General features: G+C 72.1%; 16 protein-coding genes. 14 read left to right on the top strand and 2 right to left on the bottom strand.

Going from position 1 to position 25,212, the window contains the following annotated elements; translation table 11 throughout:
• Positions 1-85 precede the first annotated feature (85 nt).
• Positions 86-568, top strand: a complete 483-nt coding sequence (locus tag ACZ60M_RS06595; RefSeq protein ID WP_465415384.1) for an SgcJ/EcaC family oxidoreductase — start codon at positions 86-88, stop codon at positions 566-568.
• Between the two features lie 63 nt (positions 569-631).
• Here ACZ60M_RS06595 and ACZ60M_RS06590 read toward each other — a convergent pair whose 3' ends face one another.
• Both ACZ60M_RS06590 and ACZ60M_RS06585 read right to left on the bottom strand, forming a co-directional pair.
• Positions 632-2,041 (bottom strand): HtaA domain-containing protein, encoded by a 1,410-nt coding sequence (locus tag ACZ60M_RS06590; protein WP_465415382.1) that lies wholly within the window; start codon positions 2,039-2,041, stop codon positions 632-634.
• A gap of 5 nt (positions 2,042-2,046) precedes the next feature.
• Positions 2,047-3,501, bottom strand: coding sequence for an HtaA domain-containing protein (locus ACZ60M_RS06585; protein ID WP_465415380.1), 1,455 nt, complete (start codon positions 3,499-3,501; stop codon positions 2,047-2,049).
• 144 nt (positions 3,502-3,645) lie between these two features.
• On the opposite strand from ACZ60M_RS06585, the gene ACZ60M_RS06580 reads away from it, so the two are divergent.
• From ACZ60M_RS06580 to ACZ60M_RS06520, 13 genes are all read left to right on the top strand, one after another.
• Positions 3,646-4,632 (top strand): heme/hemin ABC transporter substrate-binding protein, encoded by a 987-nt coding sequence (locus tag ACZ60M_RS06580; RefSeq protein WP_465415378.1) that lies wholly within the window; start codon positions 3,646-3,648, stop codon positions 4,630-4,632.
• Positions 4,629-5,729 carry a FecCD family ABC transporter permease gene (locus ACZ60M_RS06575; RefSeq protein ID WP_465415377.1) on the top strand — a complete coding sequence of 367 codons (1,101 nt, stop codon included), beginning with the start codon at positions 4,629-4,631 and terminating at the stop codon, positions 5,727-5,729. The genes ACZ60M_RS06580 and ACZ60M_RS06575 overlap by 4 nt, the downstream gene beginning before the upstream one ends.
• A 241-nt stretch (positions 5,730-5,970) precedes the next feature.
• The gene (locus ACZ60M_RS06570; protein WP_465415375.1) at positions 5,971-6,783 is read left to right on the top strand and encodes a heme ABC transporter ATP-binding protein; all 813 of its coding nucleotides are present in this window, start codon (positions 5,971-5,973) and stop codon (positions 6,781-6,783) included.
• Between the two features lie 210 nt (positions 6,784-6,993).
• A complete protein-coding gene (locus tag ACZ60M_RS06565) occupies positions 6,994-8,052 on the top strand; it encodes an AI-2E family transporter (protein WP_465415373.1) in 1,059 nt (352 codons plus the stop codon).
• Positions 8,053-8,316: 264 nt separating this feature from the next.
• The gene (locus ACZ60M_RS06560) at positions 8,317-10,497 is read left to right on the top strand and encodes a carbohydrate binding domain-containing protein (RefSeq protein WP_465415372.1); all 2,181 of its coding nucleotides are present in this window, start codon (positions 8,317-8,319) and stop codon (positions 10,495-10,497) included.
• 282 nt (positions 10,498-10,779) lie between these two features.
• Positions 10,780-11,235, top strand: a complete 456-nt coding sequence (locus tag ACZ60M_RS06555) for a hypothetical protein (RefSeq protein ID WP_465415370.1) — start codon at positions 10,780-10,782, stop codon at positions 11,233-11,235.
• Between the two features lie 6 nt (positions 11,236-11,241).
• Positions 11,242-14,406 carry a hypothetical protein gene (locus ACZ60M_RS06550; RefSeq protein WP_465415368.1) on the top strand — a complete coding sequence of 1,055 codons (3,165 nt, stop codon included), beginning with the start codon at positions 11,242-11,244 and terminating at the stop codon, positions 14,404-14,406.
• A gap of 1 nt (position 14,407) precedes the next feature.
• Positions 14,408-19,765, top strand: coding sequence for a CHAT domain-containing protein (locus ACZ60M_RS06545; RefSeq protein WP_465415366.1), 5,358 nt, complete (start codon positions 14,408-14,410; stop codon positions 19,763-19,765).
• On the top strand, positions 19,762-20,214 hold the full coding sequence (locus ACZ60M_RS06540) for a hypothetical protein (protein ID WP_465415364.1): 453 nt from the start codon (positions 19,762-19,764) through the stop codon (positions 20,212-20,214). Before ACZ60M_RS06545 ends, ACZ60M_RS06540 begins: the two co-directional genes overlap by 4 nt.
• 8 nt (positions 20,215-20,222) lie before the next feature.
• Positions 20,223-20,792 (top strand): nucleotide exchange factor GrpE, encoded by a 570-nt coding sequence (gene grpE, locus ACZ60M_RS06535; protein ID WP_465415362.1) that lies wholly within the window; start codon positions 20,223-20,225, stop codon positions 20,790-20,792.
• Positions 20,789-22,921 carry an Hsp70 family protein gene (locus ACZ60M_RS06530; RefSeq protein WP_465415360.1) on the top strand — a complete coding sequence of 711 codons (2,133 nt, stop codon included), beginning with the start codon at positions 20,789-20,791 and terminating at the stop codon, positions 22,919-22,921. The genes grpE and ACZ60M_RS06530 overlap by 4 nt, the downstream gene beginning before the upstream one ends.
• 15 nt (positions 22,922-22,936) lie before the next feature.
• A complete protein-coding gene (locus ACZ60M_RS06525) occupies positions 22,937-24,646 on the top strand; it encodes an Hsp70 family protein (protein WP_465415358.1) in 1,710 nt (569 codons plus the stop codon).
• Positions 24,647-24,761: 115 nt separating this feature from the next.
• Positions 24,762-25,205 (top strand): group II truncated hemoglobin, encoded by a 444-nt coding sequence (locus tag ACZ60M_RS06520; protein ID WP_465415356.1) that lies wholly within the window; start codon positions 24,762-24,764, stop codon positions 25,203-25,205.
• The last annotated feature ends 7 nt before the right edge of the window (positions 25,206-25,212 follow it).

Below are 25,212 nucleotides of genomic sequence, written 5' to 3'. Positions count from 1 at the left end.
GTTTCGGCCGGGTGCCGACTGCAGGGGGACGCGCCCGCCGGGTGCGTCCCCTTAGCGTCGGCCGCAACGACCAGAGGAGGTCAACATGCGAGGCAAGGTCAGGACGGGAGCGGTCGCGGCGGCCGCGGTGGCGCTGCTCGCCAGCGGAGCGGCGGCGTCGGCGGGGGACCGGGGTCCGAGCGACCAGGCGGCGTTCGACGCGATCCTGGAGGCCCAGCAGCAGGCGTGGGTCGACGAGGACGGGACGGCGTTCGCGGCGACGTTCCACGACGACGGCGACATGGTCACCTTCAACGGGGACCACATGGCGGGCCGGGAGGCCATCGCCGAGGGCATGCAGTACTACTTCGACGGGTTCATCGAGGGCAACCGGATCGAGGTCCTGCACGAGCAGGTGCGGTACGTCGAGCGGGACGTGGTGGTCATCGTGCGCGAGACGTGCCTGGTCAACGACGGCGAGACCGGGTGCCGCGCGGACTCCTTGTCCACCAACACGAACGTGCTGACCCGCGAGCGCGGCGAATGGCTGCAGACCTCGTTCCAGAACACGCGCCAGTTCAGCTTCTGAACGCGAATGAGGGGCCGCCCCGGTTGCAGGCTGGGCGGCCCCTCGTGAGAGTGGAGTCTCTGGTTAGGCGTCGGCCTGGAGGGCGCGGCGGCGGGCGACGACCGTGACGGCGACGCCGGCGGCCAGGAGCGCCGCGGCGGCGGCGAGCACGAACGTCAGCGGGCTGCCCGTGGTGGGGAGCTTCGGCGAGCCTGCGCCGTTGGCGCTGGTGCTCGCGGAGCTGCCGGAGCCGTTCCCGTTACCGCCGTTGCCGTTCCCGTCGCCGGTGGGCTCGCAGGTGGTGTCGGGGGCGTCGGCGAGTTCGAGGTCGAAGCTCACCGGGTCGAGGGCTTCGCCTTCCTCGTAGAAGCCGCCGAAGAAGTCGACGCCGTCGGCGCTGACGGTGGCGGCGGCGCCGTCCACGGTGATCGCGCCGTCCTTGACGGCGAGCTCGGCGACGGCGACGTCCGCGATGAGGGTGCCGCCGGAGTAGAGGGCGAGGGCGCCGTCGGTGCTCTTGACCGTGAGTCCGGCGATGTCGAGGTCCATTTCGCCTTCGTGGCCGTAGAAGTTGACCCCGCCCGCGAATGCGGCGTCGACGGCGCAGGTCTCGGCGGTGAAGGTGCCGGTGGCCTCAGGGAAGCGGTAGGTGCCGTCGCTGTTCTCGGTGGCGGGGTCGGTGAGGGTGATCTCGCCGTTCGCGATCGGGCCGACCACGTACTGGCGGTAGGACTCCTTGACGCCCCAGTCGGCGGCGCCGCCGGTCACGGCGTACACGGTCGCGTCCCCGGTCGGGTCCTCACTGGACGGGTCGTCGGAGGGCGCCTCGCTCGACGGTTCGTCGCTGGTGGGGTCCTCGGGGGAGGGCTCCTCCTCGATCGGGTTCGCCATGTCGGTCTTGACGGCGATGGTGACGGGGTCCATGGCGGTGCCCGCGGCGTAGTTCTGGAAGATCGGCACGGCCTCCTCGGTGAGGGAGGTGGGCGCGTCGGTGAGGGTCATGAACCCGGAGACGTACGTCCACTGGCCGCCCGCGTCGATGTCGACGATCGGGACGTCGTCGGCTTCGGTGGTGCCGTAGGCGACGTCCGCGAAGAGGGTGCCGGTGTACCCGGCGACATCCATCTCGACGTACAGGTTCTCCAGGGTGATGTCGATGCCGTGGACCGGGACGGCGAAGTTGACGCCGCCCTCGGTCGCGGCGTCGATCGCCTGGTTCGGGAGGTCGTTGACGCCGGTGGCGGAGCCGAACGCGAAGGTGCCGTCGTCGTTCTTCACCGCGCCGTCGAGCACCGAGATGGTGCCGTTGGAGAACGTGCCGGTCACGTAGTTGCGGAAGGACTCCTTGACGCCCCAGGTGATCGAGCCGTCGATGATGGGGTACGCGGCGACTTCCTGGGCCTGCGCGGGGAGCGAGGTGAGGCTCACGGCGGCGCCGGCGCCCAGGGCGAGCGCGGCGAAGGCCGCGAGGCGCTTGCGGGTGGGGGACTTCATGGGTGTTATGACTCCTTGTCTGCTTCCGCGTCCTCAGTGGAGGACGCGGCGGGGTCGGGCCCGTTCGTTGCGGGGCCTTCGGTCTCGGAGGGGGTGGGCTCCGAGGGGTCCGTCGAGGCGGCTGGGGCGTTGTCGGTCGCCGTCGCCTCCTCGCCGGTGGTCTGGGGATCGCCGTTGGCGGCGCGGTTGCGCTTGGCGCGCTGGACGAGGGCGACGGTGACCGCGGCGGCCGCGAAGAGCAGGACGAGCGCGGCGGGCACGATCCACACGAGCGGGTTCGTGCCGGTGCTCTCGGTCGCGGCGTCGTCGGCGTCGAGCGAGGAGGCGGTCTCGGTCGGGGCGGGCTGCTCGGGTTCGGCGCCGAGGTCGGGCAGGGCCGGGACGGCGGCGTCGGCGGTGACCGGGACGGCGATCGTCAACGGGTCCATGGCGTCCCCGGCCTGGTAGTACCCGCCGAACACCGGCACGGCGGCCTCGGTGAGCACGGTCGGGACGTTCTCGGCGAGCAGCAGCCCGCCGGTCTCGGCGAGGGTCGCCTCGAACGCGACGAGGTCCACGCGGGCCCCGGCGACCTCGGCGGAGAGGACGCCCTTGCCTGCGGTCGCGGTGATCACCGGGTCGGTGAGCGCCAGGTCCACGTTGGTGCCGGTGAAGGCCACGGTGCCCTTGTAGGACAGCGAGTAGTCGGTGGGGGTGGCGGTGCCCGCGCCCTCGGTGAAGCGGAAGACCGCGCCGCCGTCGGCCGCACCGCCGCTCACGGCCCACTCGCCGTTCGCGATATCGCCGGAGACGTAGTCGCGCCAGGAGGTGCGCACGCCCCAGTCGAGGACGGCGCCGCCGACCTGGTCGGTCTCGGCTGCGGCCGTAGTGGGGTCGGCGGCCTCGGCGGTCGGCGCCTGGGCGGCGGCGATGTCGGCGGAGAACGAGACGGGGTCGAGCTGCTCGCCCGGCTCGTAGTACCCGGCGAAGGCCTCGGCGCCGTTGGCGGTCAGGCTCGCCGAGGCGCCGCTGACCGAGAGGGTCCCGCCGGAGACGTTCAGTTCGGCGCCGCTGAGCGAGGCCATGTCGGTCTGCGTGCCGTTGACGTACACGTACAGGGTGCCGGAGGACCCGGAGTACTCGATGGACGGGTTCGCGAAGGTGAGGTCGAGTTCGCCGTCGTGGCCCCAGAAGTAGACCCAGCCGGTGTAGTCGATCTCGGCGGTGCCGCCCTCGTAGGTGCCCGTCGCCGAGTGGAACCGGTACGCCCCGTCCACTGCGGATGCCCCGTCACCGGTCTGCACCTCGCCCTTGGCGATCGACCCGGTGATGTAGGAGCGGAACGACTCCTTGACGCCCCAGTCGAGGCGCCCGCCCGACAGGTCCTCGGCGTTCGCGGGAGCGGCCCACAGCAGGAGCGACGCGGTCAGCGCCGCCGCTGCGGCCAGGGCTCCCGAGAGGCGGGCGGTGGCGTGGGGCATGGCAGGGGACCTCCGTATGCAATATTAACGAAGGCAAGGCTAACCTAAGCAAAGATCTGTTAACAAAGGGGGTCCTAATCTAGGTGAGCGTAGCCTAACCTATGCTCGACCGGCCGCCCCTGACCATCGAACTGGAGCACGCCCGTGGCACGACGCCCCCGCTGGATACCCGCCATCGTCGCGGCCACCGCACTGCTGAGCCTCTCCGCCTGCGGCGGCACCGAAACCCCCAGCGACGACACCGCCGAACCCGCGGTCGACCGCATCGAACCCCTCACCGACACCGCCGACCCGGCCCTCCCCACCCAGATCACCGACGCCACCGGCGCCCAGATCACCATCGACACCGCCGACGCGATCGTCCCCCTCTCCGGATCCCTCTCCGAGATCGTCTTCACCCTCGGCCTCGGCGACCGCGTCGTCGCCCGCGACATCACCGCCACCTTCGAACAGGCCGCCGACCTCCCCGTCGTCAGCCACGGCCACGACATCTCCGCCGAAGGCGTCCTCTCCCTCCAACCCGACCTCGTCCTCGCCGAGACCAGTTCCGGTCCGCAGACCGCCCTCGACCAGATCACCGCCGCAGGCGTGCCCATCGTCGTCTTCGACCCCGCCGACGGCATCGAATCCGCCGCCACCCGCATCGCCGCCGTCGCCGCCGCCCTCGGCGTCACCGACCTCGGCACCCAGCTCATCGAACGCACCGAAGCGGGCATCGCCGCCGCCACCGAAGGCATGGACCTCTCCGACCCGCCGCGGGTCGCGTTCCTCTACCTGCGCGGCTCCGCGTCCGTCTACATGATCGGCGCCCGCGACTCCGGCGCCACCTCCCTCATCGAAGCCGCCGGAGGCATCGACGCAGGGGCCGAAGCCCTCGAAGGCGACTTCCTCGAACTCACCCCCGAAGCCCTCGCCGCGGCCGCACCGGACGTGATCCTGGTGATGGACAAGGGACTCGAATCGGTCGGCGGCATCGCGGGCCTCCTGGAGATCCCGGGCGTGGCGCAGACCCCGGCGGGGGAGCAGGAGCGCATCGCGCACCTCCCCGACGGCATCATGCTCAACTACGGCCCCCGCACCGGCGACGTCGTCGCCGACCTCGCCGCCCAACTCCACGGCTCCGCATCATGACCGCCACCGCCCCCTCCCGGACTGCCGCCGCCTCGGCAGAAACCACCGCCCCGACGGCACCGAAACGCCGCTGGGCCGTGCCGACCCTGCTCGGCGCGGGCCTGACCGGGCTCCTCGTCCTGGGCGTGCTCGTCTCGGCCTCCAACGGCGCCTTCGCCATCCCGCTCGGCGACATCATCGCCTCGATCGGCCACCGGCTCGGCCTCGGCGGCACGCCCATCGACGGCACCGGTGAGAGCGTGCTGTGGAACATCCGCTTCCCGCGCGTCGCCCTCGGCGTGATCGTCGGCGCGTGCCTCGCCTGCGCCGGGACCCTCATGCAGGGCATGTTCGGCAACCCCCTCGCCGAACCGGGCGTCATCGGCGTCAGCTCCGGCGCGGCGGTCGGCGCCGTCGCCGCGATCGCCTTCGGGTTCACCTTCGCGGGCAACTGGACGATCCCGGTGTGCGCCTTCGTCGCCGGTCTCGCGACCGTCTCGCTCGTGTACCTCCTCTCCCGCTCGGGCGGCCGCACCGAAGTGGTGACACTCGTGCTCACCGGCGTCGCGGTCAACGGCCTCGCCGGGGCGCTCATCGGCATGTTCATCTTCTACGCCGACAACGACGAGATCACCGCGATCACCTTCTGGCAGATGGGCAGCCTCTCCCAGGCGACCTGGCCGAAGATTCTCGCGATCCTCCCGCTCGCCGCCCTCGGCCTGCTCGTCGCCCCGCGCTACGCGCGGCGGCTCGATCTCCTCGCCCTCGGCGAACGCCCCGCCCGCCACCTCGGCGTGGACGTCGAGCGGCTCCGCCTGCACCTCATCGTGATCGTCGCCCTCCTCACCGGCGCCGCCGTCGCGGTCTCGGGCGTCATCGGCTTCATCGGACTCGTGGTCCCGCACCTCCTCCGCATGGCCGCAGGCCCCGGCCACCGCGCGCTCCTCCCACTGTCCACACTCGGCGGCGCAGCAGTCATCGTCTGGGCCGACCTCGCCGCCCGCACCATCGCCGCCCCCGCCGAGATCCCCCTCGGCATCCTCACCGCCCTCGTCGGCAGCCCGTTCTTCTTCTGGCTCCTCCGCCGAACCCGACGCCACCAAGGAGGCTGGGCCTGATGCACCGCAACGATCCCCGAACCGGGACGCCCGCGCCCCTGCGGGCCGTGCTTCCTTCCCGGGCCCCCCGCCCCGCCCCCACCCCCCACCTCACCCATCCCAGCCTTCGCACCCACCCCTGCCTCACCGCTACCCCCCGGGCTGCCGCCCGCGTCGGGCGTGTCGCCCCTTCCCGCATGGGCACCCGGCCCTGCGCTCCCGCCTCCTCGCCCAGCCTGACCGGTCGGGGAGGGCGGGGGTGATGCGGCTGCGAGCCCGCCGGGACGGCGATCCCGGGACCGCCCCTGCCACTACCGCGGCCGTCTCTGGACTGCGGATCAAGCTCGGCGGGAAGGAAGTCCTCCAGAGCGTCGACCTCGGTGTGCGCGCCGGTGAGGTGCTCAGCCTCGTCGGGCCCAACGGGGCCGGCAAATCCACACTCCTCGGTGCGCTCTCAGGCGACCTCGAACCCGCCTCCGGCGAAGTCGAGCTCTGGGATCGGCCGGTCAGCGCCTGGAGCGCTGTCCACGTCGCCCGCCGCCGCGCGGTGCTACCCCAATCGCATCGCGTCTCCTTTCCTTTCTCCGTGCGGGAAGTGGTCGAGATGGGCCGCGCCCCGTGGGCCGGGACCGACCGGACGAAAGAGGATGAGCGCCGCATCGCCGCCGCACTCGCCCTCACCGAGACTGAAGCGTTCGCGGCCCGCCCGTTCACCTCGCTCTCCGGAGGCGAGCAGGCCCGGGTCATGCTCGCCCGCGTCATAGCGCAAGACGCCGGACTGGTCCTGCTCGATGAGCCGACCGCCGCGCTCGACCTGCGGCACCAGGAGCTCGTAGGGCGCCTGTGCCGGGCGCTGGCCGAAGAAGGCCGGGCGGTCGTGATCGTGCTCCACGACCTCGACCTCGCCGCCGCCTACTCAGACCGGTGTGCGCTGCTCGCCGAAGGGCGGGTCGCGGCCTCCGGTCCGCCGGTGGAGGTCTTCACCGCCGACCGGCTCAGCGAGGTGTACCGCCAGCCAGTCAAAGTGGAACTCGATGCGGAAACCGGTGTGCCCCATGTGATCCCCCTGAGGTGATCTGTCCGATCGGGCCTGTCCCGATCTGTTGGCGCAATCATGGACCCCCGAACCTGAAGCCAGCCTTAACCCGCCTGAAGCCGACTTCAGGAACCCCGGCACCGCGAGCCGCGGCCCCGGGCCGCCCGCCGCGCCGCCGGGAGTGAGGCCGAACGGGCACCGCCCGTGTGCCGTACCCCGGTCCGAGCCGGTGTCTGCTAGAAACCTCCCATGGCTGAGAAACCCGGATTGCCCCTGCGCAGAAGTCTCGCGAACACCCCGCCGCTCACCGCCGGCGTCCTCTTCGGCGCCGGTCTGGCCGTCGTCACCGCCGCCGTGTGGGCGGTCCAGGAACTCGGCACCGTCATCACGGCCCTCATCGTCGCCGCGTTCCTCGCCGTCGGCCTCCAGCGCATCATCGGCGGCATGACCAAGCGCGGCATGCCCCGCTGGCTCGCGATGACCATCCTCTTCCTCGGCGTGGCCATCGTCTTCTGCGGCGGCATCGCCGCGATCATCCCCGCGATCGTCCGCGAATCCGCCGAGTTCGTCGAGAACGTCCCCACCTACTACGACACCTTCATGGCCAGCAACCTCGCCGACCGCTTCGGCGGCGAAGACGGCCTGCTCAAACGCGCCGAAGGCGCCCTCACCCCGGCGAACATGACCAAGGCCCTCGGCGGGGTCGCCGGAGGCGTCGCGTCCTTCTTCGGCGGTCTGGTGTGGACCGTCACCACGATCCTGCTGACCATCTTCATCCTCGCCGCCTACGTCCAGCTCCGCAAGGGCATGGTCCGGCTCTTCGCCGCCTCCCAGCGCGAGCAGACCGACCGGATCATCGAGGGCATCCTCCGCCAGATCGGCGCCTACCTCATCGGCGCGCTGGCCATCGGGGCGCTCGCAGGTATTTCCTCGTGGATCTTCATGGCCATTGTGGACATCCCTTATGGTGCGCTGCTGGCGCTCCTGGTCGCCCTGCTCGACCTCATCCCGCAGATCGGTGCCACCATCGGCGCCGTCGTCGTCACGCTCGTCGCGCTCGCCGTCTCGCCCATGACGGCCGTGGCCTCGGCCATCTTCTTCATCGCCTACCAGCAGCTGGAGAACTGGGTCATCTATCCGACCGTGATGCGCAGTGCGGTGAAGGTGTCGAACCTGGCGGCGATCGTCGCCGTGCTCGTCGGCGGGACCCTGTTCGGCGTCGTCGGCATCGTCCTCTCGGTGCCGATCTACGCCGCGATCCGCTTGATCGCCAAGGAGATCGTGATCCCGCGCCTCGACAACTCCTGACCGGGCACGGCAGCGACGAGGCCGGAGGCGCATACCCGCACGCGCTTCCGGCCTCGTCTTCGCGTCCAGGATAGGCGGCCGCTGCCAGCCCGCCGCTCTGACCTCCGCGAATGCCCGCGGCCGCGGGCAGGGACGGCGTATCCGGCATCGGCGCGGTTGCGCCATGCCTGAGGGCAAGCGCTTGCGCCGCAACCGTCCTTCCGATAAGTTCATCGAAGTATCGGAATATGTTCCGATAGTTTCGATAAGCCCTTTGGAGGCGACGTGCAACGTTCCAGAGTCCTGGCGCCCTTCGCCGTGAGCGTCCTCGCGCTCACGGCCGCCGTGGGCGCGACCCCGCCTGGCGCCGCGCAAGCCCAGACGCCCGAAGTGATCTTCACCGGCGACTTCGAAAGCGCCTCAGTCGAAAGCTGGGTCAGCCGCGGCGGCGTCACCCTCGCCGCCAGCGCCGACCAGGCCTCATCCGGCGAGTACAGCCTCCGCACCACCGGCCGCACCTCCGGCTGGAACGGCCCCGCCCACAACATGCTCGACATCGTCGAACCCCTCGGCGTCTACGAGTTCAAACTCGACGTGCGCCTCCTCGAAGGCGCCGCCGACGCCCCCATCCAGCTCACCATGCAGACCACCTCCGAGAACACCGGCGAGACCACCTACAACCGCATCGCCGGAGCCGACACCGTCACCGACGACGCCTGGACCACCGTCTCCGGCGAGTACACCCCGCCCGAACCCGCCTCCCAGATGCAGTTCTACGTCGAGAGCACCGACGCGACCGTCTCGTACTACATCGACGCCGTCGCGATCACCATGATCCAGCCCCCGCCCGACGTCGACCTCCCCGCCGAGGGCACCGCCGCCATCGACTTCGGCGCCGACCACCAGCGCATCGACGGCTTCGGCTTCTCCCAGACCTTCGGCCGCGCCGAGATCATCCAAGGCTCCCAAGGCCTCACCCCCGAGAACCAGCGCGAAGTCCTCGACCTCCTCCTCGACACCGAGACCGGCGCCGGGCTCTCCATCCTCCGCCTCGGCGTCTTCGGCATCCAGCCCGAGAACCCGGGTGGCCCCGACGCCGAACCTGAGTACGTGTGGGACGGCGAGGACTTCGGCCAGGTCTGGCTCGCGAAGGAAGCGCAGGCCTACGGCGTCGAACGCTTCTACGCCGACGCCTGGAGCGCCCCCGGCTACATGAAGACCAACGACGAGGTCGCCAACGGCGGCGAGCTCTGCGGCACGCCCGGCACCGACTGCGGCGGCGAGGACTGGCGGCAGGCCTACGCCGACTACCTCGTCCAGTACGCGAAGTTCTACGAGGAAGAGGGCATCGACATCACCGACCTCGGGTTCACCAACGAACCCGACTTCACCGCCACCTACGACTCGATGCGCTTCACCGACGCGCAGATCACCGACTTCGTCAAGGTCATGGGCCCCGCCATCGAGGAGTCCGGGCTCGACATGAACCTCGTCTGCTGCGACGCGGCCGGGTGGAACCGCCAGATCCAGTACACCAACGCCATCCAGGCCGATCCCGACGCCGCCCAGTGGGTCGACATCCACTCCGGACATAGCTACGTGTCCTCCGCGCGCTCCCCGCTGCCGACCGACGGCACCACTTGGATGTCCGAATACGCCCTCGCCAGCAACGTCTGGAACGGATCCTGGGACGCAGGCGGCTCAAACTCCGGTCTCGCCCTCGCCAACGACATCCACGACACCCTCACCCGCGCCGAGGTCAACGCCTACATCACCTGGTTCGGCGCCTCGCTCGGCACCACCGCCGCGCCCATCCAGCTCGACGGCGCCGACTACCACGTCTCCAAGCGGCTCTGGGCGACCGCCGCCTACAGCCGGTTCATCCGCCCCGACGCCCACCGCACCGAGGCCGCCACCGACGCCCAGCTCGTCAAGGTCTCGGCCTACCGCAACGCCGACGGCAGCCGCGTCGTCAACCTCATCAACAACCGCGACACCGCCGTCACCATGGACCTGGCCCTCGCCGGAGCCCAAGCGGGCGAGACGATCACGACCTACCGGACCGACGAGGACCACGCCCTCGAAACGACCGGGCAGTCCGTCCTCGCCGGTGCTGAGACCGCCGTCGACCTCGCCCCGAGGTCGGTGACCACGGTCGTCATCGAAGCCGCTGACACCGTGTCCTGCCAGGCGCACGTCGAGGTCGTCGCCGACTGGGGCACCGGCTGGCTCGGCAAGGTCGTCATCGAGGCCGGTGACGAACCCGTCGACGGCTGGGACCTGGCCTGGGACTTCACCGGCGACCAGCGCATCCGTCACCTGTGGAACGCCGAATGGGCCCAGGACGGTACGACCGTGACCGCCGCCGACGTCGGCTGGAACGCCCGCATCGAGGCGGGCGAGTCCCGTGAGGTCTTCGGGTTCCTGGCGACCGGCCCGGCAGAACCGCTCGACATCACCTGCTGACAATCGTTTCCGGGGGCCCGGGCGGCAATGCCGCCCGGGCCCCTCCGTGTCCCCGGGACGCGGCTGGGATGGATTCGGGACGGATCGGTGACGTCGCCCGGCAGGCTCCAGAGCCATGAAACGCCGACCGGAATCGAGGACGCGATGACGCCGCCGCAATTGACACGAGAATCATCGAATCGCACTGCTGGACGGACGAGAACCGCTGTACCGCAAGCATTGCGATACCGACATATGATGTCTGTTCACAGCCGTCGAACACGAATGCACCTTGGGGACCCAATGCCGTCCAATTCAATTCGTGCGGAACTCCTGATACACGATTCCATCACCGATGCGGATGAGGCGGAACTGACCGCGCTGCTCGCCGAAGCCGGAGTGGAAACCGACGCACACCGCACCATCCCGCACCGATCGGGAGCGGACCCCGCCTGGATCATGCTGCTCGCCCTGCCGCTCCAGGCCGCACTCGCCACACTGGGCACAGGCGTCATGAACGACCTCTACCTGGCCCTTCGCCGCCTCGCCCAACGCCACCGCCGCACCGCACCGGACCCCGCCCCCATCGTCGTGCAGGACCCCGACACCGGACTGCGCATCCTGCTCGAAGCGGACCTGCCCGCTGAGGCCATCGACGCGCTCGTCGCACTCGACCTTACCGAGATCCGAAAAGGGCCCGTCCACTTCGACCGGACCAGAATGGCCTGGAGGTCGGTCAGCGATGAAGTGGAACGGTGATCGCACATGTTCCGGAGCATCGCAATCGCCCGCGCACGGCGCGCCCGCGACAACGGCGACCGCGCATTCGCGAACAATGACCTCGCGACCGCCGAACGCGCTTTCAACGACGCCGCGCAAAGAATAGAGAAACGCGTCGGCACCGCCCCGGAAGCCGACGCGATCGCCGCCACCGCCCGCATCGGCATCGGCCGCATCTGGCTCGCCCGACACCAGGCCCACACCGCCGACCAGTGGTTCGGCGAGATCCAGCAGCGCTGGCCCGCGGACTGGCGCGGCTTCTACTGGGCCGGATGCGCCGCCGCGCACGGCACCTCCTACGCCCGCGCCGAATGGTGCTTCACCGCCGCCGCCGCACGCGGCGCCCCCGACGGCACCGCCCACCTGCAACGGGCCTACACCCGGGTCCGACGAGGACACGACCTCCAGGCCCTCGACGACCTCGCCGAGGCCGCCAGGCACGGCCCGCTCGACCCCTCGGCGGTCGCGCTCGGCGCGCTCCTCGCCCTGCGCCACCACCGCGTCCCGCAGGCCGAGCAGTTCGCCGCCATGGCCGAATCGCCCCTCGCCGACGCCGTCCGCGCCGTCGTCGCCCACCGCCGCGGCGACACGACTGCCGCCCTCGAAGCGACCGCCAAGGCCACGGGTGCCGGACTGGACGACCCCGCGATCCTGGCCCTCCACGGCGCCTCCGCCTACCGCCTCGGCGACCACGACAGCGCCCTGGAGACCTGGTCGCGCGTGCCCGGACGCGGCGACCTCGAAGCCAAAGCCCGCTACGCCAGAGCGCTGCGACGCCGCGACGACCACGACCACACCGGCGCCATCGCCGACTTCGAAGCCGCCGCCCCCTACGGGTTCGACGCCCCCACGACGGCACTGCGCCTCCACGCCGCCTCCGCAGCCGTCGCCGACGGCGACCTCGACAGCGCCCGAACGCATCTCAAGGACGCCGCCGACCCCCGCGCCGACGTCTACCTCGGCCTCATCGACCTCGCCGAAGGCGAGACCGAAGCCGCCGCGACCGCATGGACCCGCGCCCCCGGCGATCCGACCGTGCGGCTCGGACTCGCACTGGCGGCCCTCGAACGAGGCGAACGACCCGGCACCGAACTGCAGGAACTCAGCAGTGCGACCATGCCGCAGGCGATCCGGCACGCGGCGACGCGCGCACTGGCGGCCCTCCGCGCCAGCGGCGGCGACTGGGCCGGGGCCTGCGCCGCCTTCGAACGCGAAGGCGAACCCCCGCGCACCGACGCGACCTACGGCGAGGCCCTATACCGGTCGGGCCGCACCGCCGACCTCCTCGACCTGCCCGAAAACCCCTGGCACCTGCCCGCCTCGATCAGCGGCGGCGCCGACGCCGACATCGGGCACGGCACGGGACGCGCCGCCGAGGAAGCCGCCCGCGCCCTGCGCGCCGCCGCCTACGACGCTGCCGCCGAAGGGGACTGGCAGCGCGCCTCCGAACAGGACCGCCGGTCCGGCGCGGCCGCCACCGAGCTCGCCGCGTACATCGCCGCCCTGGGCGGGGACCACGAACGCGGCGTCGAACTCCTCGACGACCTCGGCGAAGGCTCGGACCACACCCGCGCGCTCATGCTCCTGCACGGCCTCAACGGCGGCGGCGACCGCGACACCGCCGAACGCTGCATCGCCGCCTGGGCCCCGCTGCTGCGCGACGACGCCCGCTGGGAGCGCTGGCGGCGTTCGGCCGAGACCCGCTACGCCGCCGCCGTTCCCGCCACCGCGATCGCTACCGCGCGCGACCGGCTGCGCCGACTCGTCGAAACGGCCGCCGCCGAAGCGGGCGCCGCCGACGCCGCCTCGCTCATGCACCGCGAGATCGCCGCCGCCAAGGCCCTCGCCCGCCTCGGGGGCCTGCCGCACGGTGACAACGCACTGGTCTGCGGCCCACTGCGACTCGTCGAACTCGGCCTCCACCCCTGGTGCGGCCGTCTCGTCCGCGACCTCGGCGACGACGACCTGCGGCTGTGGTTCTCCGCTGCGGGCATTGCCCAGGCCGCGCTCGACCGCGACCACCCTGGCGAGGCCCTGAACGCGGCCCTCGACCTGCGCTGCCCCGAATGCCGCTCCGAACCCGACACCGGTGAGCAGCCGCTCGTCTGCGCCGCCGCCTGCCCTCAGTTCGCTGCCCACAACCCCGCGTTCGCCACCTCGACCGACGGCCGCGACCGGCTCAGGTCCCTCGCCGCCGGAGTCGCGTGCGATGCCCTGCAGCAGCTGGCCGCCGCCGCAGTCGCCAAGGGCGGCAACGGGGTCACCGAAGCGGTCGACCACTGGCGCCTCGCGGCGCGCCTCGCGGCATTGTGCGCGCGACGGGGCGCGGTGGAGGCGGCGATGGTCGACACGGCCACCCGACGCGGCGAGACCCTGTTCCGACGCGGCAAGCACACCCAGGTCATCGACCTCCTCCAACAGGTCTGCGACCTCCTGTCCGCCAGGAGCGGCGCACCCGTCAGCGACAGCCCGGCCGCCGCCCGCCGCGACCGCGTCGCCACCGCGCTGTCCGAAGCGCTCGCCGTGCGAGGCGTCAAAGCCGCCAACAACGGCGACGCCGCGAAAGGCCAAGCCGACCTGGAACGCGCCGTCGACCTCGCCCCGCACCAGATCGCACCCCGCCGCAACCTCGGCATCGTGCTCCTCAACCAGGCCGACAAGGCCCTCGCCGACTCGACACGGCTCGACCCCGCCAAGATTCTCAAGATCACCGCCGAAGCGCAGCGCCAGTTCGACGCCGCGCTGCGCGAACGACCCCACGACACCGAACTCAACCGCCTGCGCGACAGTGCGACCGAGATCCGCGCGCTCATGCTCAACCGGCGCGGCGCCGAAGCCGCCGACCGCGAGCGGTTCCCCGACGCGCTCAAGGACCTGCGGGAGGCCGTCGCACTCGCCCCGGACATCCGGCAGCCGCGAAGCAACCTCGCCACGGTCCTGGAGAACTCGGCCATGAAGACACTCCTCAACTACACCCGCACCCCCCTGCCGCCCGACCGCGCCCGCGCGGTCGGGGAGCTCCTGGACGAAGCGATCACGCACTTCCAGACCCTCTTGGCCAAATTCGGCGAGGACCCCACCCTGCGGACACGGATGACGGAGTGCCAGGCGCTCCGCGACATCCTCCGCACCCGTCGGAACGGATGGTGACATGAAGGAATACGAGGAACTGCGGATCCGACTGCGGCGCATCGGCACCCAGCGCTACCTGGCGGTAGCCAACGGGATCGCCGCCGGAGCCGCGGTCCTGCGCCTCGGTGACGAGCCCGCCCGGCTCCGCGCGGCCTACGACGACCTCGTCGACATCGAACTGCACCGCGCCCCCGGCGCGTGCGCCGACGTCGCCGCCCGCATCCGCGAGATCGGCAGCGAGACCTACCGGCTGCTCTTCGACGGCCCGCTCGGCCGCTGCCTCGCCAACGCCCGCGCCGCCCAGCGCAGCCGCGGCCTGCGGCTCCGCTTCGACCTGCCCGCCGAACTCGCCGACCTGCCCATCGAGACCCTCTGCGCCCCATCGGACCTCCCTGAGCAGACCCTCGCGTTCGACGCGAACCTCTCGCTCGTGCGGACCCTCCGCGGCAACCCCGTCCACGCCCGGCTCCCCGCCCCGGAGGACCGGCGCGAGGCGATCAGCACGCTCATCGCCGTCGCTTCGCCCGACGGGTACCCCGCACTCGGCACCGACGCCGAGATCGCCGAACTCGCCGATCTCCTACCCGAGTTCAGCTCGCGGCAGCACGTCATCCGCCACGCCACCCGCGCCCGCATCGAGGAATGGCTGGAGGCCCAGCGGGGCCCCGCCGCCGTCCACCTCATCGCGCACGGACGGTTCGACCCGTCCGGCGGCATCGGCTCGGTCGTCCTGGAGACCGCCGGAGGTGCGCCCGACATCGTCCCCGGCGACCTCCTCGGCGGCATGCTCGTCAACGCGCAGCAGCTACGCCTGGTCGTCCTCAGCCTCTGCCAGAGCGCCCGCTCCAACCCCGCCGAGCCCTTCTCCGGCCTCGCCGAAGCCCTCATCGGCCGCGGCATCCCCGCCGTCGTGGGCATGCGCGGGCTCATCACCGACGACGCGGCGCGCGAGATCGGCCCCCGCATACTCGAAAGCCTGTGCGCCAACAAGACCATCGACGAAGCCGTCGTCTCGGCGCGCCAGCGCATCGCCCACCACGGCGCCACCTCCGTCGAATGGGGCACCCCGACCCTGTTCATGCACGAAGGCTGCGGCCACGGCTGGCTCTTCAAGGCCCGCGAGGTCAGCGAGCGCGACACCGGCGAACTCGACTTCCTCAGCTCCGGGAAGATCGCCGTCGAACTGGTCGAAGGGGACGGGAACGTCTCGGCCAAGAACGTCCTCCTGGCCGCCCGGTTCCGGCGCGACCAGCGCGACTGGGAAGCCGTGCTGCGCACCGTGAAAGTGCCCCGGCCCGGCGCCCCCCTCAAGCAGCTCAAGCAGGAGGCGCAGCTCGAACTCGCCTCGGCAGGACTCGACGGGATCTGCCGCGAGCTCGCCGCCGAGCACGGCTCCGCCGCCGCGACGGCGCTCCTCGAACGCACCGCCCCCGGCCTCCCCGCCGACATCGAAAGCCTGGTCGCCGATGAGATCGCCGCGGCCGGTGAACTCGACGCGCTCATGGCGGGCGCCGCCGCATCCGAGGCCGCCGAGGCTTGGGACGAAGCCGCCGACCGGTACCGGCGGGTCCTCGCCGCACGCGAACGCGGATTCAGGGACGCCGACGCGCGGCTCCGCGCCGCCGCCGAGGAGGCCAGCCTCGAGGAGCGGTTCGCCAACGCCGCCGCCTACGAGCGGGACGCCCGCTGGGAGGACGCCCGCGCCCAGTTCAACCGCATCCTCTCCGCACGCCCCGAAGGTTTCCGCGACGCCACCCGGCGGGCGGGCTACGCGAGCGGCCGCATCGGCGAGGCGGCCGAGGCCTGGGAGAACGCCACCGCCGACTACGAGCGCTGCGGCGAGTACGCCGACGCCGCAGCGCGGCTCGCCTACGTCCAGGGCCGCCGCCACGCCGCCGCCGGGACCTGGGCCGAAGCGGCCCAGTGCTTCCGCGCGGCGGCCGACGCCGGATTCGCGATCGGCGACAGCCCTCGCACCACGAGTGCCGTCGACATCGGACAGTGGTGCCGGTACGCCGAGGCGCGCGCCGCCGAGACCGAAGGCGACTGGGCCCTCGCGGCCGACCGGTACGCCGCGCTCGACGGCTTCGGCGACAGCGCGCGACGCACTGCGCTGGCCGCCGGGCAGCTCGCGCTCGCCGCGCGAGACTGGCTCACCGCCGCCGAGAACTTCGATCAGGTCCCCGACCTCGCGCCGCCGCTCGCCGAACTCCACATCGCACTGCGCGCCGAGGCCGACCGCGCCGAGGACGACGGTGAGTGGCAACGCGCCGCCGCCTGCCTCAGCAGGCTTCCCGACGGCGATGAGACCATGCAGCGCCGGTCCTACTGCGAGGCCCGCGTCCTCGAACTCGAAGGCGAATGGGCGCCCGCCGCCGACCGCTACCGGTCCACCGGCCACCGCGACGCCGCGCACCGGCGCGCCTACGCCGAAGGGCGCCATGCCGAACAGTGCGGCGAATGGGAACGCGCCGGAGCGTGCTTCACGGGCCTTCCCTTCGGCTTCGGCGACGCCGCCGCCCGCGTCAAGTACGCCGCCGGGCGCGCCGCCGACGCCCGCGACCGGTGGCCCGAGACCATCACCGGCTTCGCCGACCTGCCCGACAGCTTCGCGGACGGCGAGGTCGGGCACCGCCGCCGCCACGCCCGCGCCGCCGCCTGCGCCGCGTCCGGGGACTGGCACTCGGTCGGGCCCCTGCTCGGCGACACCCCCGACGAGGCCCGCGAAGGCACCGTCGGCAGGCTCCGCGCCCGCGCCCGGACCGAACTCGCCGAGCGCGACCGCAACTGGGGCGAGGTTCTCGACGCCACCGACGAGGACGACCGCCGGTCCTACGCCCGCATGCGCGTCCGCGCCGAGGCCGAGAAGTGGACCGACGTCCTTGACCTGTGCGCCGATCTCCCCGAGAACTATCTGGACGTGCGCAGCTGGCGCGGGTACGCGCTCGCCCAGCAGGCCGCCCAGGACAAGCGCTGGGCCGACGCGCTCGAAGCGTGCCGCGCGCTGCCGGACGGCTTCGAGGACAGTGCCGCGCTCGCCCGCCGGGCCGCACTCCACGAGGCGTTCGATCAGGGTGACTGGTCCACTGTGGCCGACCTCGCCGCGAACCTCGAAGGCGACTTCGACGCCCGGCCGCTCGGCCTGTACGCCCAGGGCCGCATCGCCGAACTCGACGGCGACTGGACCGAGGCCGCCCGCGCCCACCGCGCCTGCACGGGGCTCGCCGACAGCGACGCGCGGGCCTCCTACTGCGAGGCCCGGTGCCTGGAGGAAGCGGGGGCCTGGACCGACGCGATCACCGCGTTCGCCAACGCCACCATGCCGGAAGCCGCCGCCCGCGCGGACCGGCTGCGGCGCCTGCGCGAGGCCCTGCCGTGGGCCGAAGCGCTCCTCACCGGCAGCCTCGTCCCCGACCCGCTGGCCGCCGCCGACCCCGAGTTCCCCTACGCCGCGCTCGCGGCCGCAGGGATCGGCCCGGACTCGCGATCCGCTGATGTGGACGAGGCGCCGTTCGCGCTGATGAGCCGCGGCGGCATGAGCGCCCAGGCCCGGCGGGCCTGGGACTCCCTGCGGGACCCGGTGCAGCGGTTGCTCACCGACACGCAGCTGTACGCCGCGCGCGACGCCGCCGCGCTCGGCCGGGCCCTCGCCGCGACCGACCTCGACGGTGACCTGCTGCGGCAGCTGCGGGACCTCCTGCCGGAGGAGGCGCCGCTGTTCACGCTCCTGTCGGGCGACCGCGAGACGGCGGTCGCGCAGATGCGAAGGCGCACGGCCGAACGGCCCGAGGACATGGCCAACGCCCACCGGCTCGCCGTCGCGACCCTGCTGCGCGCGAAGGAACTCGAGGAGATCGGCGCGTGGGAGGCCGCCGCCGGTGCGTGGGGCGCCTCGCTACCGTGCTGGGCGACGCTCATCGGCGACGACGAGTACTGGTCGACTTGGGGCGCGGCCCGGGCGGAGCGGTACGGGCGGCCCGTGACGCCCTCGGACATCTGGCGGCTCAGGGCCGATCTCGGCTCCTCGCTGGTCGCCGTCGTCGACGGGTACACCGAGCGGCACGCGCGCGGCGGCAGGGCCGGGCTCGCTGGTCGGGGCCGGGCGCTCGTGGGGCTGCTGGAGGCCGAGATGGAGGCCGCGAAGGTCCTGCGCGAGGCGGGCGGCCTCCTCGTCACCGCCGACACCGAGCGCACGTTCGCCTGCGGCCCTGGGTATCTGGCCATCGCCGGGCTGCAGGACGCGTTGGGCCGCTTCACGGTGGCGCTCGACGCCGACGCCGGCGCCGACGAGTCGGTGGCGCGCCGCCTCCGCTGGTCGTTCTCGCAGTCGGCGGCCGCGTTCAGCGAGTACGAGCGGCACCGGTACGACGCCGCGATCGCGGCGCTCCCCGCGTTCCACCGGCTGCCGAGGACCGAGCAGCCCCCGGACTGCGACGGTCCGGCCGTCGAGGGCCACGGCCCGATCGAGGACTGCGACCACTGCCGGGACTGCCTCGCCCGCGATCCGGCCTATGTGCACCTGCCGCGCCGCCGTGTCAGGCTCCTGCGCGACGCGGTCGACCTGGCGGTCCGCATCCGGCTGTTCAACGGGCAGAGCCTGCTCGCGGACGGCCGGATCGAGGACGCGATCGCCGAGTTCGCCGCGGCGGTCACGGTCTCGGCCAACGCCGCCACGTCAGTGAAGACCAGGCAGGACGTCCTGCGGATCATCCTGGGCCGGGCGAACTACCTGGTCGATTCCGACAACCGCCAGCACACGCGCCTGGACGAGGCGATCCGGCTCCTGGAAGCCGCGCCCGCGGTGGCCGGTCCGGTCGGCGCGGCCGAGCTCGACCGCGAGCTCGCCCGCCGGATCGTCGACCGCGTGCTGTACCGGTGGGCCGCGAACCGCACCGTGAACCCGGCGCCGCTGCTGCCGGAGATGCGCCGGGCGCTCGACCTCGACCCCGGCGCGGGGCGGGCGGTGGAGAGCCACGCCCGGTTCCTGATGTTCGCCGCCGAGCGGGGCCGCGGTGCCCGGGCGAAGACCGGACTGCTGCTGGAGGCGCTGGTGCGGATCGACGCCGCGATCGACGCGGCGGGCCCGGGCAACCGGGCGCTCACCGCGCTGGTCGAGGTCGCCGACGAGCTCAAGGAGGTCAACTTCCTCGGGCTGACCGTGCAGGAGGTCGGCGCGATCTCCCGCACCTACAGCGAGAGCGACACGACGCGGACGCTGCTGGCGCGCGCGGAGTCGCGGCTGCTCGCGGGCGACCTCACCCGCGCCGTGGACGACCTGGTGCGGGCCGTCCGCCTGGACCCGGCCGACGCCGCCGCCCGGAAGGCGCTGATCGGCGGGGTCGAGACGAAACTCGCGAGCGAAGGAACGGCGACATGATCCGCGACCCGAACCCGTTGTGGGACGGCAAGTACCCGTACGCGGCGCTGGAGGCGGCCGGGATCGGCCCCGACTCGACCCAGGCCGCGGTCGAGGACGCGTCGTTCACGCTGATGACCCGGCGGCTGATGAACCCCACGACCCAGGCGGCCTGGGACGAGCTGCGGAACCTGCCGACCCGGCTGCTGGCCGACGCGCTGCTGTACGACGTGGACCTCGACGCGGCGCTCGCGGACGCGCGGGCCCGCCTCGACCGCGAGCGGGCCGAGGCGGCCGCGCCGCCCGAGGTCCCGTCGCAGCGCGGGGCGGCCCTGGAACTCCTCGGCGGGATCGGCGACGACCTGCCCGAGATCGAGGCCCGCCCGGCGCCGCCGGTCGACGTGACCGCCGAACTGGCGGCCTTCCCGTCCAATTCCCTGCTAGACACCCTGATCCGATTCGACCAGTGAGGAACGCGATGAGTCGCAACAAGAACGCGAAGGGCAGGCCGCCCGCGTCGCAGACCCGGCGCGCGGTGAAACCGCCCGAGCCCGAGCCCGAACCCGAGTTGGAACTGCGCGAGACGCTCGCCGAGGCCCGGAAGGCGACCGCGGGCCTGGTGAAGGGCGCCGACGAGCAGCGCGCGCAGCTGACCGAGCTGCTGAAGCGCTTCATGAGCGTCGAGCGGCGGCTGCTGCAACCCGAGAAGGACGTCAAGGCGCTCCTGGAGGGCGTCGCCGACGCGCTCGACCTCCTCGTCCGCTGGGGAGCCGACGAGGCGGCGGCCGACGGGCCGCACCTGGCGCGCATCCAGGCGCTGACCCGGCACCTGGAGCGGGCGGTCGCGACGACGAGTGAAGCGGCGCTGATCGGCAGGGTCGGGGAGACCGCGGACCCGGCCACGCACGAGGTGAAGGGCGTCGAGGACCGGCCGGACGCCGCCGAGCTGACGGTCCTCAACGTGTGGGAGCACGGCATCCGCTACCGAGGAGAGCTGCTGCGCACCGCAGTGGTCACGACAGCGTCAGGCAAAGGAGCAACCGAATGACCGCCATCGGCATCGACCTGGGGACGACCAACTCGGTCGTGGCGCGCCGCGACAGCGAGCGGGCCGACGTGGAAGTGGTGAAGATCCACGGCAAGAACAGCACGCCTTCGGTGGTCGGGATGCGCCAGCGCCCCGGCCACGACCCCGAGTTCCTGGTCGGGACGTTCGCGTTGAACTTCGCCGAGCGCGACCCGAAGAACACGATCCAGTCGGTGAAGCGGCTCATGGGCCGCGACTTCGACGACAAGGCGGTCACCGAGGCCGCCGGGCGTCGGCCCTACGCGATCGTCTCCGGCGAGGGCGACGACGCACGGGCGCATGTGGTCATGGGCGACCGTCCCTATACGCCCGAGGCGGTCTCGACGATGATCCTCGAGCACCTGCGCTCGGGCGCGACCGAGAAGCTGGGGGAGGAGGTCACGCACGCGGTGATCACGGTCCCGGCGTACTTCCGGGAGGCCCAGCGGGCCGCGACCCGCAAGGCCGGTGAGGCCGCGGGCCTGGTGGTCAAGCGGATCATCGACGAGCCGACCGCCGCCGCGATCGCGTTCGGCCTCGACCAGCGCGAGGGGGAGCGCCGCCGGGTGCTCGTCTACGACTTCGGGGGCGGCACCTTCGACATCTCGATCCTGAATTCGATCCGGGACGAGGAGGGCCGCAACCACTTCCAGGTGCTCAGCTACGTCGGCGACAACTGGCTCGGCGGCGACGACTTCGACCAGCTCATCGTGGACCGGATCGTGGCGTGGGTGCGGGACACCTACGGCGTGGACCCCTCCGCCGACCCGCGGTTCCTGTTCATGGCCAAGAAGGCCGGCGAGAAGGCCAAGCTGGAGCTGACCGAGGCCCCGAGCGCCGACATCTACATCGGAGCGGCCTTCCAGGACGCGGGCGGGCTCGGCGACGTCGACATGATGCTGACCCGCGACGAGTTCGACGGGATGATCGCCCCGCTCATCGACCGGACGCTCGAACTGGTGCGGGAGGCGCTGAAGAAGGAGCAGCTGCAGCCCGACGACATCTCGGACGTCATCCTGGTGGGCGGCTCGACGATGGTCCCGAAGGTCGCCGCCGCCGTGTCGGGCGTGTTCGGCGCCGACAAGGTCCGCCGCCAGATCGACCCGATGGAGTGCGTGGCCGTCGGGGCGGCGATCCTCGCGGACACGCTCCGCGGCGTGGAATGCCCCGATGCCGAATGCCGCACGGTCAACGACGACACGGCCGAGACCTGCTCGGCGTGCGGCGCGAGCCTCGCCGCCGGAGTGTCGGTGGGCGACACGAACGTCTACGACGTCACCGGCATGGGCATGGGCATCGCCGCGGCGGTCGGCTCGAACACCGACGTGTTCGTCGATATCATCCCCGCGCACACCCCCTACCCGATGACCGAGCCGCGCCGCGGCGCGTTCGAGGTCACCGACACGTCGCGGATCTTCGTGTCCGTCTACGAAGGCGACAGCAAGGTCGCCAGCGAGAACACCGAGCAGGGCGCCATCGACGTGACCCTCCCGCCCGGGGTGGAGATGCACGCGCCGGTCGACGTCGCCATGTTCCTCGACCGCGACCGCATCCTGCACGTCACCGTCACGGTGCCCAGCGTCGGCTTCGAGGAGACCGTGGGACTCAAGGTGACCGAGGCGCGCACCAAGCGCGCCGTCGAACCCGAGCAGGCCGAGGACGAGGACGACGACTACCGCGAACTCCTGATGTCCACCATGGACGGCGCGAAGCAGTTCCTTGCGGTGTACGAGCAGTACGTGAACCCGGCGCAGGCCATGAAGATCCGCAGCGACCTCGACCGGGCCGAAGAGGCGCTGATGTTCGACAACAAGGACGAGTGCCGCCGCATGGTCGACGTGCTCAACCGCGACATCTTCGGGTCGGGCCTGGCCACGCAGCTGTACCTCGCCGAGCGGGCCGCCAGCCAGGCGAGCCGACAGGACGCCGAGAGCATCAACGAGTCCATCGCGAAGATCCAGGAGGCGCACCTGAAGGGGAGCACTGCCACTGTCAACGACCAGTCCCGCGCGCTGAACACCATGATCAACCGGGTCTACCGGGAGAACGCCGGCGTCCAGCAGATCGAGGACGCCGACGACCTCGGCGGCATCCTCCGCAAGCGCGACTAGGGCCGGGGGCAACGGGTGGCGAGCGTCGACCTCGGGATCGATCTGGGCGGCACCGGCGTGCGGGCCGCGTTCGGCCCGCACGGCGGAGCCGAGGGTTTCATCGAGCTGAAAGGCGCGCAGTGGCCTTGGCTCGCTTACGAAGCGCCCGGCGGGCCCGACGCCGCGGCGGCCTTTCCGACCTGGAAGAGCCGCCTCGGCCGACCCGACGACTGCCCGGACGACCCCGAGGCGCGGTTCGCCCGCGCCCTGGGGGAGCTGCGCGACCGCGTCGGCGACGCTACCGCGCTGCCCCTGCGGCACACCGTGATCGCCGTGCCCGCCCGCTTCGAGTCGCGGCAGCGGACCGCCCTGCTGCGGGCCGCTGCCGCCGCGGGCCTGGGGGAGGTGAGCCTCCTGAACGACACGCTCGCCACCGTCATCGGCCACACCGTCGGCAAGGCCGACGGGCTGATCGCGGCCTTCGGCATGGGCTACAGCGGATGCGAGTTCGGCCTGGTCGAAGCTACCCGGCACCGCTACCGGGCCCTCGGGTACGGGGGCACGGCCGAGGGCAGCGGGGCCACACTGGACGAACGAGTGATGCGGTGGTATCTCGACACCGGCCGCGACCAGGGCGACGCACCGCCGCGCGGCGAGGCCGCCTGGCGCCGACTCCGCGAATCGGCGGAGGACATCAAGGAGGGCCTGTCGGCGGGCCGCACCCGGATCGCCTTGCCCGACATCGGCAGGCGGCTGCGGGCCGACCGGTTCACCGTCGAGGCGTTCAACCAGATGGCGGCCGAGCTCGCGTCGGGGGCGATGTCCCGGCTCGACACGCTGCTGGAGGAAGCGGACACGGACTGGGGCGAGGTGCGGCAGATACTCCTCTATGGAGGGACTGTGTGCCTCCCGATCGTGGCCGAGACCGCCGCGGGCCGGGGCCTGCCGGTCGCGGTCGCCTCGGCGCGGGCCCTCGCGCTCGGCGCGCTCAGCCACGCCTCGCGGAGCGCCGCCGAAGAGGACCGATCAGCCGACTGGTCTACGGCCACCGCCGTTGCGCCGCAGCGCATCCCGCTCCGGCTCCAAGCACCCCTCGTCACGGTGGCCGACACCCCGGCTACCGTGACCGGACTGACCGCCGCGTCGAGCCTCCTCGCCGAAGGGCGCCCCGACGAAGCGGAGAAGGAGGCGCTGGCGGTGATCGCCGCGGCCGAGGAACTGCTCGGCCGCATCCGTTCCGGCCGTGATGGAGCGACCGAACCCGCCCCGGCCGACGACCCGGCCACGCCCGCTCCCGTCGTGGAGGAACCCCCGGCCGCACCGGCGACCCCCGCCCGGCCCACCCCGTCGAAGGCGGTCCTGCTGCGAGGGGCCGCCCGGAAGCAGATCGACGCGGGCCGCCCCGAAGAGGCCGTCCGGCTCGCGCACCGGGCCTGGGAACGCGACGGCACCGACCCGGAACTCTTCGACGAGGTGATCGAGGTCCATATCGCCGCCGCCATGAACCGGCCCACCGTCGACGACTACGAGCGGCAGCAGAACTGGCTCAAATGCGCCTACCACCACAACCCGGGGAACCCCCGCGTCCTCGACCTCCTCGCGGAGCGGGCGTTCCTCCAAGGCGGCGAACTCAAACGCGAGGGCCGGACGCGGGAAGCCCAGGAGGTCCTGCAGGAGGCATTGTCGTGGAACCCCGACCACGAGGGCGCCGACGACCTCCTCCGGCGTCTCAAACGCCTCGGATGAGCCCGCCGTCTCGCACCGCTATGTGACATACCACCGGGCTCCGGCTAGGCTCGAGTGGACCGAAACCCTTGGACGCCAAGCGTTTCCGAAAGCGAATTGACGGAAGGACACCTCGATGAGCGACGGCGACACCACCACCATCTACGAGCGGGCCGGCGGCGAGGACGTCCTCCGCGAGACCGTCGACGCCTTCTACGGCTCGGTGCTGAAGGACCCCGTCCTGCAACCGCTGTTCGGCGCGGGCGCGGCGCACCACGTCGACCACCTCACCGCGTTCCTCGCGGAGGTCTTCGGCGGCCCCTCCCGGTACACCGACGAACTCGGCGGCTTCGGCACGCTCCTCCACGCCCACCGCGGACTCGCCATCACCGATGAGCAGCGCGCCCGGTTCATCGAACTCTTCGACCGCGCCGTCAGCGAACACGGCGACGCCGACGACGAGCTCCGCGCCTCGCTCCACGACTACATCGTCTTCGGCACCGAAGTGGCCCAAGTGAACTCCCACGCCAAAGGCGAGGACGACCTGCACCCCTGCCAGGAAGTCCCGCGCTGGCCGTAACGGTTGA

The organism is Glycomyces sp. NPDC050141 (genome assembly GCF_055586545.1).
Note: the sequence above shows the minus strand (reverse complement) of the source record. Positions and strands in the feature narration are given on the sequence as shown.

Bases quoted from the DNA above. Each gene is read 5' to 3' on its own strand.
- ACZ60M_RS06595 (WP_465415384.1), top strand. From the start codon at position 86: ATGCGAGGCAAGGTCAGGACGGGAGCGGTCGCGGCGGCCGCGGTGGCG.
- ACZ60M_RS06590 (WP_465415382.1), bottom strand. From the start codon at position 2,041: ATGAAGTCCCCCACCCGCAAGCGCCTCGCGGCCTTCGCCGCGCTCGCC.
- ACZ60M_RS06585 (WP_465415380.1), bottom strand. From the start codon at position 3,501: ATGCCCCACGCCACCGCCCGCCTCTCGGGAGCCCTGGCCGCAGCGGCG.
- ACZ60M_RS06575 (WP_465415377.1), top strand. From the start codon at position 4,629: ATGACCGCCACCGCCCCCTCCCGGACTGCCGCCGCCTCGGCAGAAACC.
- ACZ60M_RS06570 (WP_465415375.1), top strand. From the start codon at position 5,971: ATGCGGCTGCGAGCCCGCCGGGACGGCGATCCCGGGACCGCCCCTGCC.
- ACZ60M_RS06565 (WP_465415373.1), top strand. From the start codon at position 6,994: ATGGCTGAGAAACCCGGATTGCCCCTGCGCAGAAGTCTCGCGAACACC.
- ACZ60M_RS06555 (WP_465415370.1), top strand. From the start codon at position 10,780: ATGCCGTCCAATTCAATTCGTGCGGAACTCCTGATACACGATTCCATC.
- ACZ60M_RS06550 (WP_465415368.1), top strand. From the start codon at position 11,242: ATGTTCCGGAGCATCGCAATCGCCCGCGCACGGCGCGCCCGCGACAAC.
- ACZ60M_RS06545 (WP_465415366.1), top strand. From the start codon at position 14,408: ATGAAGGAATACGAGGAACTGCGGATCCGACTGCGGCGCATCGGCACC.
- ACZ60M_RS06540 (WP_465415364.1), top strand. From the start codon at position 19,762: ATGATCCGCGACCCGAACCCGTTGTGGGACGGCAAGTACCCGTACGCG.
- grpE (WP_465415362.1), top strand. From the start codon at position 20,223: ATGAGTCGCAACAAGAACGCGAAGGGCAGGCCGCCCGCGTCGCAGACC.
- ACZ60M_RS06530 (WP_465415360.1), top strand. From the start codon at position 20,789: ATGACCGCCATCGGCATCGACCTGGGGACGACCAACTCGGTCGTGGCG.
- ACZ60M_RS06520 (WP_465415356.1), top strand. From the start codon at position 24,762: ATGAGCGACGGCGACACCACCACCATCTACGAGCGGGCCGGCGGCGAG.